This window comes from Mycobacterium aquaticum (assembly GCF_002086485.1).
GTDB lineage: Bacteria > Actinomycetota > Actinomycetes > Mycobacteriales > Mycobacteriaceae > Mycobacterium > Mycobacterium aquaticum.
Window position 1 is genome coordinate 99,290 of sequence record NZ_MVHF01000005.1, and the last position, 13,701, is coordinate 112,990.

Sequence of the window (13,701 nt, forward strand, 5' to 3'; positions counted from 1 at the left end):
TGAGGAGTCGATATGACGACGTCAGACACGCATGATCTCGTCGACATGATCATCACCGACCACCGTGAGGTCGACGAGGTCTTCAAGGAAATCGAGAGCAGCGCCACCCCGTCGAAACGGCGTGAGCTCGTCGAGCACGTCATCGCCGAACTCGTGCGGCATTCGGTGGGGGAGGAGGAGTACCTCTATCCCATCGCTCGCCGGGTGCTCCCCACGGGCGATGACGTCGCCAACCGGAAGCTCAAGGAGCACACCGACGCCGAGTGGGTGATGAAGAGGCTCGAAGCGTCCCACATGGACGACGCGCAGTTCGGCGAGTTGATCACCAAGCTGATCGCCGACGTTCGCCGCCACTTCGAGGAGGAAGAACGAGAGGTGTTGCCCGCAGTGCGCGACGCATGCAGTGAGGCAGACCTGCGGCATCTCGGCGAGAAGTTCGAGCACAGCAGGCGGTTGGCGCCGACTCGGCCGCATCCCTCGGCACCAAACCGCGCACCGCTCAACAAGATTCTCGCGCCCGGCGAGGGATTGATCGATCGCTTGCGCGATGCGCTGACCCACCGCAAGACCTGAGAGCGGTTTTCCGGGCTCGGTGTCGCTACCAGGTCAGGAGGGTGAAGCCGGCAGTGGAGGCATCATCGTCGTTGGGCGGCCGGACATCGCCGTCATCGCGTCCCCGCGGTGGAGCACCCTCCGGTGACGCGTCGGCGCCGGCAACGAGTCGCAAGTGACCGCGGGCGCGTTCTCGGTCTCTGGCCCGATCGGCGGCACCTTCGACACCGTTGTGTGGCATGGCGATCTCCCTTGATTGCGTGTCCAGATCACCTTCGCGTGTTCGGCCGTGAATGGCATGAGTAGCCGACTACTCAATTCCGCACGCGCAGGGGACGAAATCGGGAGAAGCGCTGGCTATACCGGCAGCCGGCGGTTGATCAGCAGAGCGGACACCGCGGCGAGGAATGCGGCAAGGGCGCCGGTGCGCAGCCACCATCCCCGGTCGGGACCGTTGATGGTCTGATAGCCGATCTGCTGCTGGATGGCCTGGTAGTTGTGGCTCAACTCGTCGACGGTGGTGGCGTTGTAGGACTGCCCACCTGAGAGGTTGGCGATGCGCTTGAGCATGTTGTCGTCGACAGGCACCGGGATGTGTTCGTCCTTCAGTTCCACCACACCGTCTTTGGTGCCGAAGGCGATCGTGGACACCGGCACCCCTTGGTCTTTCGCGGCGCGCGCAGCGGTGTAGGCACCGCGCGGGTTGTCCTGGTTGGCCGGCTTGTTCGCGGCGCCATCGGATTCCAGAACGATCCGGGCGGGCGGGGCGTCGGTGTTGTCGGAGCTGAGCACCGCGGCCACCGACGAGATCGATTGCAGTGCGGTGAATATCGCCTCACCGGTGGCCGTGGAATCGTCGAGGCTCAGATGGTCGAGCGCCGCCACGGTGGCCTTGTGGTCGGGGGTCGGCGACACCAGCAGCGCGGCGTTACCGGCGAACGCCACCAGACCCAGATTGACGCCGGGGGTGAGCTGATCGGCGAATTGCTTGGCGGCGGTCTGAGCGGCGGCCAGCCGCGTGGGCGCCACGTCGGTCGCCCCCATCGAGCGGGACTCGTCGATCACCAGCATGATCACCGCGCGATTGCGTGCGACGTGGATGTCGCGGGTCGGGCCCGCCAGTGCGACGATCAGCAGCACCGTCGCGGACAGGGCGAGGGCCACCGGCACGTGCCGGGTCCACCGACGTGGCGCGGTGGAGCCGGTGAAGCTGTGGAAGCGGCGTTTCCTGGCGGCCTGGACGACGACGTAGAGCACCAGCAGCGCGACCGGCACCACCAGCAGTGCCAGTGCGCCCGGTACGGCAAAACTCGTCATATCACCATCCAGTCTGCGCGGTAAACCTTCGTCGCGTCACGGGTTGCACTCTTACCTCAGTTATATACTCAAGCAAATGTTTGATCGTGGTGGCGGCATCGGAAGGTCGGAATCCTCATGCTGAACGAGCTGAGTCTTTCCGGGTTCGCCCACCCGTGGTATTTCCTGGGCCTGATGGCTGTCCTGGTCCTGGTCGCCGCCTACCTGTGGATACAGCGGGCCCGGCGCAAGCGTGTGTTGCGCTTCGCGAACATGGCCGTCCTGGATCAGGTGGCTCCCGAGCAGAAGTCGAGCCGGTGGCGGCACGTGCCCGCCGCGCTGCTTGTCGCAGCGCTCGCCTTGATGACCACCGCCATGGCCGGACCCACCGACGACGTCCGGGTCCCGCGCAATCGGGCCGTGGTGATGCTGGTGATCGACGTCTCGGAATCGATGGCGGCCACCGATGTGGCACCGAGCCGGATCGAGGCGGCCCGCACGGCGGCGACGCACTTCGCCGACCAGCTGACGCCGGGCATCAATCTCGGCCTGGTCAAGTTCTCGTCCAGCGCGGTCATGCTGGTGGCCCCGACTGCCGACCACGATGCGGTCAAGCGCGCGATCGGCACGCTGCAGCCCGAGCCGCGCACCGCGACGGGGGAAGGCATCTTCACCGCGCTGCAGGCCATCGCGACGGCGGGGGCGGTCATGGGCGGCGGCGACGGTCCACCACCGGCGCGGATCGTGCTGGAGTCCGACGGCAAGGAGACGGTGCCGTCCGATCCGGATGAGCCGAGGGGCGCTTTCACGGCGGCGCGCGCCGCGAAAGCCCAAAATGTGCCGATATCCACGATTTCGTTCGGCACTCCCTACGGCAGCGTTGATCTGGACGGCCAGCAGATTCCGGTCCCCACCGACGACAACAGCCTGCGTCAGATCGCCGATATTTCCGGCGGCCAGGCGTATCAGGCAAGCAGTCTCGACGAGCTCGATTCTGTCTACTCGGCATTGGAGCAGCAGGTCGGTTATCAGACTGTGCGCGGGGATGCCAGCGCCAGCTGGATCGCATTGGCGCTGCTGGCGCTGACGGCGGCGGTCGCCGCGGGCATCCTCGTCAATCGCCGACTACCGTTGTAGGCCATGGTGTCGAGGCGTCGGAATCCTCGCGCACGGGACACCCCACGCAGGCGCTGGCTACAGCCGGTGGCGGTCGTCGCCGCCACGGCGATCGTGATGGCTTCGAGCTGCACCGGCCATTTCGGATCACCGATTCCCGAGGGGATCCCGCCGCCGCCCGGTGATCCCGTGCCCGACATCGACATATCGGCCAGGGGCCGGCCCGCCGACCAACTCGCGGCGTGGGCGGCATCGCGCGCTGCGGCGCTGGAGCTACCCCTGGCCGCGTTGGAGGCGTATGCGTATGCGGCCAAGGTGGCCGAGATCGTCAACCCGGGATGTCACATCGGCTGGACCACGTTGGCCGGGATCGGCACCGTCGAAAGCCGTAACGGCACCTACCGGGGCGCCCGCATCGGGCCGAACGGCGACGTCGTGCCGCCGATCCGTGGCGTGAAACTCGATGGCACCAACGGCAATCTGCGCATCGTCGACTCCGGCGCAGCCACACCCGACTATGCCCAGGCCATGGGGCCGATGCAGTTCATCCCGGAGACCTGGCGGCTCTACGGCGTCGACGCCCACAACGACGGCGTGGTCAACGTCGACAACATCGACGACGCCGCCCTGGCCGCCGCGGGCTACCTGTGCTACCGCGGACACGATCTGTCCAATCCGATCGGGTGGATGGACGCGCTACTGGCGTACAACAATTCGGGGTTGTATCTGCGTACGGTGAGGGACTGGGCCACGGCCTACGCGGCCGGGCACGCGCTCTGAGCCCCGATTCCGGTCAGTCCGAAGCGGTTTCGCGCAGTGGTTCGGCCCGCACCGGAACCAGCGGCACGGCCAGCGCGGGTAGTACCGCGCACACCGCGAATGCCGCCGGGTAGCCGGCCAGTCCGATCACCCCGCCGAAGATCGGTGAGGTGAGCCCGGAAGCCAGGAGTTGACTGGTGTTCTGGGCCCCCAGCGCGCGCCCGCTCCAGAACGGCCCGGCGATCTCGGCGATACCGGTGAAGGCCAATCCGTTGTCGGACACCGTGATCACCGAGGCGATCACCATCAGGGCGACGCTGATCGGTGAACCCAGCCAGTCGGTCAGCGCCAGCAGGGCCATGGTGACCGACGCCGCCATCGCGATTGTGCGGATGGGACGCAGCCTTTCGCCGACGACGTCCGACCAGCGACCCGCGGCGATGCGGCCGCCGGCACCCAGCAGCTGCGCCACGGTGACGATGGCGCCTGCCGAGGCGGCCGACCATCCGCGGTCGGCGATCAACCAGGTCAACGCGAATGTCCACAGCAGCGCCTGCGGTATCACCAGCAGCACCGACGTGGCATGGATGCGCCACAGCAGCGCCGAGCCCCGGTACGGGTTGGCCAGATGCTCGGCCGGGGCTTCGGCCCGCGGCGGCCGCGGCGGGTCGATGACGCCGACCGCGCTGACGACGGCGGCCACCGCGCAGACGATCGCGGGGAACAGCAGGGCCGGCGCAACACCGTACGCCTGGGCCAGCCGCGGAATCACCAACGCGCCCAAGCCGACTCCCAACGGCGTCGCGGTCTGTCGGATGCCCATGACCAGGCCACGCTGTTCTGGTGGGAACCATCCGACCACCAATCGGCCGCTGGCCGAATTGCTGCTGGCGGCGGCCATGCCGCCGAGAAACAACAGAACCCCCGTGGCCACAAGCGAATCCGCCGCGGCGGCGCCGAATGCGGCCGCCGCGGTCAAGGCCGAGCCGAGGGCCAGAACCAGCCGCTCGCCGGCGCGGTCCACCACATAGCCCCACGCGATGAGCGTGGTCACCATGCCGAAACTGGGCATGGCGGACAGCAGGCCGGCCTGGGCCAGGTCGAGGTGTCGTTCGGTGTGCAGGGTGGGTATGAGGAATGCGGCACCGTTGATGAACACGTTGGCGCACGTCGTCGAAGACAGGGCGATCACCAACATGGACCAGCGGCGCACGGTTCCCAGCGTTGTGCGTGCCACCTGGCCATGGTCGCACCACTGTCTCAAAATATCGAACTGATATCCCAATATATGGACGTGGTGTGCGAAAGCCATAGCCTGGCACGGTGAAACTACGGTTGATGGCAGGCGTGGTAGCCGTGAGCTGTGCGCTGTTGTCCGGAACGGCTGCGGTGGCGACGGCGGCGGAAGCGCCGAACTGGTCGGGACTGGACGCCCGTCACCATGCGGGTCCGATCCCGGCGCCGGGAACCCTCATCGCGACGGTGCCGCTCGACCCGGCCTTGTCGGTGTCCGGCGCCGCGCGTGCCTATCGCATCCTGTATTCGACTGTGGATCAGCATGATTCACCGGCGGTCAGCACCGCGGCGGTGTTCGTGCCGCACGGCGAGGCGCCGCCGGGAGGCTGGCCGACGGTCGCCTGGGCGCACGGCACCGTCGGGCTCGGTGACGACTGCACGCCTTCGGCGCACCCACGCAGCCAGCGCGACGACGAGTACCTGACCCATTGGCTCGACGAGGGGTACGCCGTGGTGGGCTCGGACTACGCGGGGCTGGGCACCCCGGGCCTGATGAGCTACCTCAACAGCGTGGCCACCGCGCACAGTGTCGTCGACTCGGTGATCGCCATGCACCACATGGATCTACCGCTGTCGCCCAAGTGGGCGATCATCGGCCAATCTCAGGGTGGCGCGGCGGCTGTCGACAGCGCCCGGTGGGCCACCGAATTCAGCCGAGGCAGCGGGCTGGACTACCGCGGTGTGGTGGCGACCGGGACGCCGGCCAATGTTCAGAAGATCGTCGAGCAGGCCGGCCCCGACATGGCCTTGCCGCCGAATCTTGGGCCCGCGGCCAACAGCTACACCGCCTACATCCTCGCCGGGGTGCGCGACGCGCGACCGGACCTCGACATCAACAGTGTGCTGACCCCGGCCGGATCGGACGCGGTGGCCAAGTCCGAGACGCTCTGCAAGAGCGACCTGGACCGGGCGCTGGCAGGGATGACGCCGACGGGATTCTTCCGTGCCCCACTGGCGAGCCTGCCCGGGATCGACGACGCGCTCGACGCCTACATGGGAACGCCGACCAGCGGCTACGACCGGCCGATCTTCCTCGGGGTCGGGCTGCTGGACCGCGATGTGCCACCGAAACTCTCGATCGACTTCAACGATCAGCTGGTCGCCAACGGGCAGGACGTCACCCTCAAGATCTATCCCGACGAGGATCACTCGGGCACCGTGTTGGCGTCCATGCGCGATTCCACCGGATTCCTGCGGTCGTTGTTCGACGGGAGCTGACGGCAATCGGCCTGCGGCCCGTCACTACGCTGGCCGCATGCGTCTAGGTCGAATCGCCAGTCCCGCCGGGGTCGCCTTCGTGAGTATCGAGGGCGACGACGCAGACGCCGTCTGCAAAGAGATCGCCGAGCATCCGTTCGGTACGCCCAATTTCACCGGACGTACCTGGCCGCTGGCCGACGTCCGGCTGCTGGCGCCCATCCTCGCCAGCAAGGTGATCTGCATGGGCAAGAACTACGCGGCGCACGCCGAGGAGATGGGCGGGGTGGCGCCCGAGGATCCGGTGATCTTCCTCAAGCCCAACACCGCGATCATCGGGCCAGGGGTGCCGATCCAACTGCCTGCCGACGCTTTCCCCGTCCATCACGAGGGTGAACTCGCCGTTGTCATCGGACGGCCGTGCAAGGACGTCCCCGCCGCGCGGGCTGCCGAGAACATCCTGGGGTACACGATCGCCAACGACGTGTCGGCGCGCGATCAGCAGCAGAAGGACGGACAGTGGATGCGCGCCAAGGGCCACGACACGTTCTGCCCGGTGGGTCCGTGGATCGACACCTCGATCGACCCAACGGATCTTGAGATACGGACCGAGGTGAACGGAGCGGTCCGGCAGCGCAGCCGCACATCGCTGATGATCCACGACATCGGCGCCATCGTCGAGTGGGCCTCGGCGGTCATGACCCTGTTGCCGGGCGATCTGATCCTCACCGGAACCCCCGAGGGCGTCGGCCCCATCGAGGACGGCGACACCGTCAGCATCACCGTCGAGGGCATCGGCACCCTCACCAATCCTGTTGTGCGCAAGAAGAAGTAGCGGTAGAGCAGATGCCGCGGACGCGAGGAGCGAAATAATGACCGTCAGGGTTCGGTTCTGTCCGTCACCCACCGGTACCCCGCACGTGGGGCTGGTCCGTACCGCGTTGTTCAACTGGGCGTACGCGCGACACACCGGCGGCACGTTCGTGTTCCGCATCGAGGACACCGACGCCGCACGGGACAGCCAGGAAAGCTACGACGCGATCCTCGATGCGTTGCGATGGCTCGGGCTGGACTGGGACGAGGGGCCCGAGGTAGGCGGTCCGCACGAGCCCTACCGGCAGTCGCAGCGCCGCGAGATCTACCTCGACGTGATCGCGCGACTGTTGGCGGCCGGCGAGGTGTACGAGGCGTATTCGACGCCCGAGGAGGTCGAAGCCCGGCACATCGCCGCGGGCCGAAACCCCAAGCTGGGCTACGACAACTACGACCGTGACCTCACCGATGAGCAGCGCGCGGCCTTCGCCGCCGAGGGCCGCAAACCGGTGTTGCGGTTGCGGATGCCCGACGAGGACCTGTCGTGGAACGATCTGGTGCGCGGCCCGACGACGTTCCCGGCCGGTTCGGTTCCGGACTTCGCCATCACGCGCGCCAACGGGGATCCGTTGTACACGTTGGTCAATCCCGTCGACGACGCGCTGATGAAGATCACGCACGTGCTGCGCGGCGAGGACATCATGCCCTCGACCCCGCGTCAGATCGCGCTCTACCGCGCGCTGATGCGCATCGGCGTCGCCGAGCGGGTTCCCGAATTCGCGCACCTGCCAAGCGTGCTCGGGGAGGGCAACAAGAAGCTGTCCAAGCGGGACCCGCAGTCCAACCTGTTCCTGCACCGCGACCGCGGGTTCATTCCCGAGGGGCTGCTGAACTACCTGGCCCTGCTGGGTTGGGGCATCGCCGACGACCACGACGTGTTCAGCCTCGAGGAGATGGTGGCCGCGTTCGATGTCGCCAACGTCAACTCCAACCCGGCCCGATTCGACCAGAAGAAGGCCGATGCCATCAACGCCGAACACATCCGGTTGTTGGCCCCTGAGGAGTTCACTGCGCGACTGCGTGAGTACTTCGTGACCCACGGCCACGACACGGGCCTGGACGACGCGTCGTTCGCCGAAGCGGCCGCGTTGATCCAAACCCGCATCGTCGTGCTCGGGGACGCGTGGGGGCTGCTGAAGTTCTTCAACGACGCCGACTACGAGCTCGACGAGAAGTCCGCGGCCAAGGAGCTCAAGCCCGAGGCCGCGCCCGTGCTCGATGCCGCGCTGGGTGCCCTTGAGGCGGCCGGAGAGTGGACGACGGCATCGATCGAGGCGGCGCTCAAGAGTGCGCTGATCGACGGTCTCGAGCTCAAACCGCGGAAGGCCTTCGGCCCGATCCGCGTGGCCGTCACCGGTGCGTCGGTCAGCCCGCCGCTGTTCGAGTCGATGGAACTGCTCGGGCGGGACCGCAGTTTGGCGCGTCTACATGCTGCTCGGGAAGGGGTGTGAAAAGTGGGTCGAAATCTTTGGTAGTCTGCTCGTCGGCCCGGAAAGCACAAGCGGGGGACATCCCCGCCGAGTGATCTAGGCCAAATGCCCGTGACCTGCGGTGATGGGCAGCCAATGGGGTATGGTGTAATTGGCAACACAGCTGATTCTGGTTCAGCCATTCTAGGTTCGAGTCCTGGTACCCCAGCCATCCGGAGCGATTAGGTCAGCGTGATCACCTGAGCTATGCTGACCATCCGGAAGTTCTAGCCCCCGTCGTCTAGCGGCCTAGGACGCCGCCCTCTCACGGCGGTAGCGTGGGTTCGAATCCCATCGGGGGTACAGAAGCAAAGGCGCCCGGTCCACACGGACCGGGCGCCTTTTGCTTGCGCGGACAACAGAGCCCGCCAGGCGGCGTAGTGGCGAACGTCACTCTCGTGCGAATCCGCCACCGGGCCGCCGGCTCGACACACCGGCTCCGCGCGATGAGAGGTGTCTCACAGCCGCCGGGTCAAGGCGTCTGCGGCGGCGAGAAGATCGGCCGCCCAGCGGGCTCCGGGGCGACGGCCCATCCGGTCGATCGGTCCCGACACCGAAACCGCCGCGATCACGTTGCCCCGCCCATCGCGGACCGGTGCCGACACACTCGCCACGCCCGCCTCCCGTTCGGCCGCGCTCTGCGCCCATCCGCGCTTGCGAACCTCGGCCAGTGTGCGGTCGGTGAATTTGGCCGTCGGCAGCACCGCCTGTTGCGTTGCGGCGTCGGCGTACGCCAGCAAGACCTTGGCACCCGATCCGGCCGTCATCGGAAGCTGCGTGCCGACCGGCACGGTGTCGCGCAGACCCGAAGGCGGCTCCAAAGCCACCACACACACCCGCGACAGGCCCTCTCTGCGGTACAGCTGGACGCTCTCGCCGGTGATTTCGCGGAGCCGGGGTAGTACGGCCGCACCGGCCGCCAGGAGCGGATCGTTGACGTGGGAGGCCAATTCGGTCAGGGCGGGACCCAGGCGCCAGCGACCGTCGCCGTCGCGCGCCAGCATCCGATGGGTCTCCAGCCCGGCCGCCAGTCGATGCGCGGTCGCGCGGGGGAGCCCGGTCCGCTCGCACAGTTCGGCCAGCCCGCACGGGGACTCGGCCACCGTATGCAGCACACCCACCGCTTTGTCGAGCACGCCGATGCCGCTATCATTTCTCACAGAGAGATACTAACGTCTCGAATACTGAGATGGCGACTGTAGCTCCCAGCCCGTTGACTGCAGCCCAGCAGTGCCCCGAATCGAATCGAGTAGTAGCGATGGACCAATCGACACCGACGTCTGCACAGCCGCGCACCATGGCCGAAAAGGTGTGGGCCGACCATGTTGTGGCCTCCCAGGAGGGGGAGCCCGACCTGATCTACATCGACCTGCACCTCGTGCACGAGGTCACCAGTCCGCAGGCTTTCGACGGTCTCCGGATGGCCGGCCGGCCGGTCCGTCGGCCCGACTTGACCATCGCCACCGAGGACCACAACGTCCCGACCATCGACATCGACAAGCCGATCGCTGATCCGGTCTCGCGCACCCAGGTCGAGACATTGCGGCGCAACTGTGAGGAATTCGGCATCCGGCTGCACCCGATGGGCGATGCCGAGCAGGGCATCGTGCACATCATCGGGCCCCAGTTGGGCCTCACCCAGCCGGGGATGACGGTGGTGTGCGGCGACAGCCACACCTCCACCCACGGCGCGTTCGGTGCGATCGCGATGGGGATCGGCACCTCTGAGGTGGAACACGTGCTGGCGACGCAGACCTTGCCGCTCAAGCCGTTCAAGACCATGGCGGTCAACGTGGACGGCGTGCTGCCGCCCGGCGTGAGCGCCAAGGACATCATTTTGGCGGTGATCGCCAAGATCGGCACCGGCGGTGGTCAGGGTCACGTCATCGAATACCGGGGCAGCGCCATCGAATCCCTGTCGATGGAAGGCCGGATGACGATCTGCAACATGAGCATCGAGGCGGGCGCGCGGGCCGGTATGGTCGCTCCCGACGAGACGACGTTCGAGTTCCTCAAGGGACGCCCGCACGCCCCGCAGGGTGCGGACTGGGACGCCGCGGTGGCCGCGTGGAGTCAACTGCGTACCGACGAGGGTGCCGAATTCGACACCGAGATCTACCTGGACGCCGCGACGTTGAGCCCGTTCGTGACCTGGGGTACCAACCCCGGCCAGGGTGTGCCGCTGTCGGCGTCGGTGCCGGATCCGGAGCTGATCGGCGACGACGGCGAGCGTCAGGCCGCGGAAAAGGCTTTGGCCTATATGGATCTTCGCCCCGGTACGGCGATGCGGGACATCGCCGTGGACACCGTGTTCGTCGGCTCGTGCACCAACGGCCGCATCGAGGACCTGCGGGTGGTGGCCGACGTCCTGCGGGACCGCAAGGTCGCCGAAGGCGTCCGGATGCTCGTGGTGCCCGGCTCGATGCGGGTCCGCGCCCAGGCCGAATCCGAAGGACTGGACCAGGTATTCATCGCCGCCGGAGCCGAGTGGCGCCAGGCCGGCTGCTCGATGTGCCTGGGCATGAACCCCGATCAGCTCTCGCCGGGGCAGCGCTGCGCCTCGACGTCCAACCGGAATTTCGAGGGCCGCCAAGGCAAGGGCGGTCGGACCCATCTGGTGTCGCCGGCCGTCGCCGCCGCCACTGCCGTCCGCGGCACGCTGGCATCTCCCGCCGACCTGCCCGCCGCCACCACCCGCTAGAGGAGTACACGATGGAAGCCTTTCAGACCCACACCGGCATCGGCGTTCCGCTGCGGCGGTCCAATGTCGACACCGATCAGATCATTCCGGCCGTCTACCTGAAGCGGGTAACCCGAACGGGTTTCGAGGACGGGTTGTTCGCCGCCTGGCGTTCCGATCCGTCATTCATTTTGAATCTCGCGCCATTCGACAAAGGCTCGGTATTGGTGGCCGGGCCCGATTTCGGCACCGGATCGTCGCGCGAGCACGCCGTCTGGGCGCTGATGGACTACGGCTTCCGGGTGGTTATCTCATCCCGCTTCGCGGACATTTTCCGGGGCAATGCGGGCAAAGCCGGGCTATTGGCGGCGGAAGTTTCTCAGGATGACGTCGAGCTGCTCTGGAAGCTCATCGAGCAGCACCCGGGCTTGGAAATCACTGTGAATCTTCAAGATCGAAATATCACCGCGGGAACGGTCGTGGTGCCGTTCAGGATTGACGATTACACCGCCTGGCGGCTGCTCGAAGGACTCGACGATATAGGCCTTACGCTGCGGAAACTCCCCGAGATCGAGGCCTATGAGCAGGGCAGACCGGCCTGGAAGCCGCGCACCCTGCAGGGCTGATCACGGGCCTCGGCGACCCGAATTCGCCGCCCACCAAACCGGTTCTGCACCCTCCCGGCAGGAGTCCAAGGGGGGCAAGCGGATTGCCGGAATGTTCGCTAGCTACCCCCGAAATTGCGCGTGGCTCTTGGAAATCAGTGGTCACAGGGTTTACCGTGTCCACTAGTCGGTTCAAAGTGGACCACTGGTTTCGGAGGTTTTGGATGAACAAAGCGGAGCTCATCGACGTACTCACAACCAAACTGGGCACCGATCGTCGGCAGGCTACCGCCGCGGTGGAGAACGTTGTCGACACCATCGTGCGCGCGGTGCACAAGGGCGAGAGCGTCACGATCACCGGCTTCGGCGTTTTCGAGCAGCGCCGCCGCGCAGCCCGTGTGGCGCGCAACCCGCGCACGGGTGAGACCGTGAAGGTCAAGCCCACCTCGGTGCCGGCATTCCGTCCCGGCGCGCAGTTCAAGGCGGTTGTCTCTGGCGCACAGCGTCTCCCGGCGGACGGCCCCGCGGTCAAGCGTGGCGTGACCGCAGGCCCGGCCAAGCGCACCGCAGCCAAGAAGGCCCCGGCCAAGCGGGCAGCCGTCGCCAAGAAGGCCCCGGCCAAGGCCGCTGCCACCAAGGCTCCGGCGAAGAAGGCCCCCGCCAAGAAGGCCGCGACCAAGGCTCCGGCCAAGAAGGCCGCGACCAAGGCTCCGGCCAAGAAGGCCGCGACCAAGGCTCCGGCCAAGAAGGCCGCCGCCAAGGCTCCGGCCAAGAAGGCCGCCGCCAAGGCTCCGGCCAAGAAGGCCGCGACCAAGGCTCCGGCTCGGAAGGGCCGCAAGTAGATTCCCTGACAGGCACGCCGTGAGCCGCTACCGCGCTCACGGCGTGCCTTTCTGTGCGGGCTGTTACTTCTTCGTGGGCAGGGGACTGCCGAGGTGATCGGCGGCCACCAGTCGCCCGTCGACGAGCGACATCACCCAGGTGCTGCCCTTGCGGTTGCCGGTCGTCTCCGGGCGGACCTTGTCGCGTTCGCACCACCAGGCGATGAGATCGGGAATCACCTTGCCCTGCGTGCAGATCACCGGGGTGCCGGCGCGCGTGGCGATCTCGACGACCCGGCTGCGGGTCGCCTTGTGGTCACTCGCGTATGCCTCTTCGGTCAGCGCGGGCTCGTTGTGAATGTCCACCGCGAGTTCCTGAGCGAGCGGCTCGATGGTCTGATGGCACCGCACCCGGTCGGCGGCGTAGAGCGTGCTGGCGCCGAATGACAGCAGCTGGCCTACCAACGACTCGGCCTGGGCCCGGCCGTGTTTGTCCAACGGACGCGCCCGGTCGTCGCCCTTGTAGCGCGACCGGCTGCCCGCCGTGGCGTGCCGCACGATCAACACGGTCTTGGTGTCAGGCGGGTATTTGACGAAGCGCCGCAACACTTTTCGATCGTACGGGTACCGCAGCTGATCCATCGCCGCCTCGACGGGCAGCCAGATCAGCTTGTCCACTTCGGCGTTGGGGGCGAAGTCTCCGCCGGTCGCCTCGGCCGCCCAATACCAGACCCGTTTGGTGCCCGGCGGGATCGGGTATGAGACCGAACCGAGCCTGCGGCCGAGCAGCGCGGCGTGGCCCGTCTCCTCGTAGATCTCGCGCACCGCGGTCACCGGTTCGGTTTCGCCGGGGTCGACTTTGCCCTTGGGCAGCGACCAATCGTCGTAGCGTGGCCGGTGGATCAGAGCGACCTCTACAGCGGCGCTGTCGTTGGTCACATTGCCGTTGCGGCGCCAGAGCACCGCACCGGCGGCGGGCACGACCTTCTTACCGGTGGTCGTGTTGTTGTTCGACACCTCAACTCCTGCAGGTCATT

The 13,701-nt window shown here is 67.1% G+C and carries 14 protein-coding genes and 2 tRNA genes; 11 read left to right on the forward strand and 5 right to left on the reverse strand.

The annotated features are described in order from the left end of the window. The first annotated feature begins 12 nt into the window (after positions 1-12). Positions 13-573 (forward strand): hemerythrin domain-containing protein, encoded by a 561-nt coding sequence (locus tag BST13_RS07370; protein WP_083162152.1) that lies wholly within the window; start codon positions 13-15, stop codon positions 571-573. 25 nt (positions 574-598) lie between these two features. On the opposite strand, the gene BST13_RS07375 is transcribed toward BST13_RS07370, so the two are convergent. Continuing rightward, positions 599-793, reverse strand: a complete 195-nt coding sequence (locus BST13_RS07375; RefSeq protein WP_083162154.1) for a hypothetical protein — start codon at positions 791-793, stop codon at positions 599-601. Positions 794-909: 116 nt separating this feature from the next. Beyond that, positions 910-1,869 (reverse strand): VWA domain-containing protein, encoded by a 960-nt coding sequence (locus BST13_RS07380; RefSeq protein ID WP_083162156.1) that lies wholly within the window; start codon positions 1,867-1,869, stop codon positions 910-912. A 117-nt stretch (positions 1,870-1,986) separates the two neighbouring features. Here BST13_RS07380 and BST13_RS07385 point away from each other — a divergent pair, with 117 nt between their 5' ends. Both BST13_RS07385 and BST13_RS07390 read left to right on the forward strand, forming a co-directional pair. Continuing rightward, positions 1,987-2,985: a VWA domain-containing protein gene (locus tag BST13_RS07385; protein ID WP_083162158.1), complete on the forward strand. Its 999-nt coding sequence runs from the start codon at positions 1,987-1,989 to the stop codon at positions 2,983-2,985. Positions 2,986-2,988: 3 nt separating this feature from the next. Then, the gene (locus tag BST13_RS07390) at positions 2,989-3,744 is read left to right on the forward strand and encodes a lytic transglycosylase domain-containing protein (RefSeq protein ID WP_083162160.1); all 756 of its coding nucleotides are present in this window, start codon (positions 2,989-2,991) and stop codon (positions 3,742-3,744) included. A 13-nt stretch (positions 3,745-3,757) separates the two neighbouring features. Here the strand turns inward: BST13_RS07390 and BST13_RS07395 are convergent, their stop codons facing one another. Next, the gene (locus tag BST13_RS07395; RefSeq protein WP_425436994.1) at positions 3,758-4,921 is read right to left on the reverse strand and encodes an MFS transporter; all 1,164 of its coding nucleotides are present in this window, start codon (positions 4,919-4,921) and stop codon (positions 3,758-3,760) included. 140 nt (positions 4,922-5,061) lie between these two features. On the opposite strand from BST13_RS07395, the gene BST13_RS07400 reads away from it, so the two are divergent. The 5 genes from BST13_RS07400 to BST13_RS07420 all read left to right on the forward strand — a co-directional run bounded on the left by BST13_RS07400 (position 5,062) and on the right by BST13_RS07420 (position 8,861). Further along, positions 5,062-6,237 carry an alpha/beta hydrolase family protein gene (locus BST13_RS07400; RefSeq protein ID WP_083162164.1) on the forward strand — a complete coding sequence of 392 codons (1,176 nt, stop codon included), beginning with the start codon at positions 5,062-5,064 and terminating at the stop codon, positions 6,235-6,237. A 37-nt stretch (positions 6,238-6,274) separates the two neighbouring features. After that, on the forward strand, positions 6,275-7,051 hold the full coding sequence (locus tag BST13_RS07405; protein ID WP_083162166.1) for a fumarylacetoacetate hydrolase family protein: 777 nt from the start codon (positions 6,275-6,277) through the stop codon (positions 7,049-7,051). A gap of 37 nt (positions 7,052-7,088) precedes the next feature. After that, the gene (gene gltX / locus BST13_RS07410; protein WP_083162168.1) at positions 7,089-8,540 is read left to right on the forward strand and encodes a glutamate--tRNA ligase; all 1,452 of its coding nucleotides are present in this window, start codon (positions 7,089-7,091) and stop codon (positions 8,538-8,540) included. Between the two features lie 115 nt (positions 8,541-8,655). Beyond that, positions 8,656-8,730: transfer RNA gene (locus BST13_RS07415), tRNA-Gln, on the forward strand. 58 nt (positions 8,731-8,788) lie between these two features. Then, positions 8,789-8,861 (forward strand) — tRNA-Glu (locus BST13_RS07420). A 155-nt stretch (positions 8,862-9,016) separates the two neighbouring features. On the opposite strand, the gene BST13_RS07425 is transcribed toward BST13_RS07420, so the two are convergent. Then, positions 9,017-9,718 carry an IclR family transcriptional regulator gene (locus BST13_RS07425; protein WP_083162169.1) on the reverse strand — a complete coding sequence of 234 codons (702 nt, stop codon included), beginning with the start codon at positions 9,716-9,718 and terminating at the stop codon, positions 9,017-9,019. A 98-nt stretch (positions 9,719-9,816) separates the two neighbouring features. Here BST13_RS07425 and leuC point away from each other — a divergent pair, with 98 nt between their 5' ends. The 3 genes from leuC to BST13_RS07440 all read left to right on the forward strand — a co-directional run bounded on the left by leuC (position 9,817) and on the right by BST13_RS07440 (position 12,685). Continuing rightward, complete coding sequence (gene leuC / locus BST13_RS07430) at positions 9,817-11,259, forward strand: 3-isopropylmalate dehydratase large subunit (protein WP_095533441.1); 1,443 nt, start codon at positions 9,817-9,819, stop codon at positions 11,257-11,259. An 11-nt stretch (positions 11,260-11,270) separates the two neighbouring features. Continuing rightward, positions 11,271-11,864: a 3-isopropylmalate dehydratase small subunit gene (gene leuD, locus BST13_RS07435; RefSeq protein WP_083162170.1), complete on the forward strand. Its 594-nt coding sequence runs from the start codon at positions 11,271-11,273 to the stop codon at positions 11,862-11,864. Between the two features lie 203 nt (positions 11,865-12,067). Continuing rightward, positions 12,068-12,685, forward strand: coding sequence for an HU family DNA-binding protein (locus BST13_RS07440; RefSeq protein ID WP_083162171.1), 618 nt, complete (start codon positions 12,068-12,070; stop codon positions 12,683-12,685). A 63-nt stretch (positions 12,686-12,748) separates the two neighbouring features. Here the strand turns inward: BST13_RS07440 and mutT1 are convergent, their stop codons facing one another. Continuing rightward, positions 12,749-13,681 (reverse strand): 8-oxo-(d)GTP phosphatase MutT1, encoded by a 933-nt coding sequence (gene mutT1 / locus BST13_RS07445; RefSeq protein WP_083162172.1) that lies wholly within the window; start codon positions 13,679-13,681, stop codon positions 12,749-12,751. Positions 13,682-13,701: the final 20 nt, after the last annotated feature.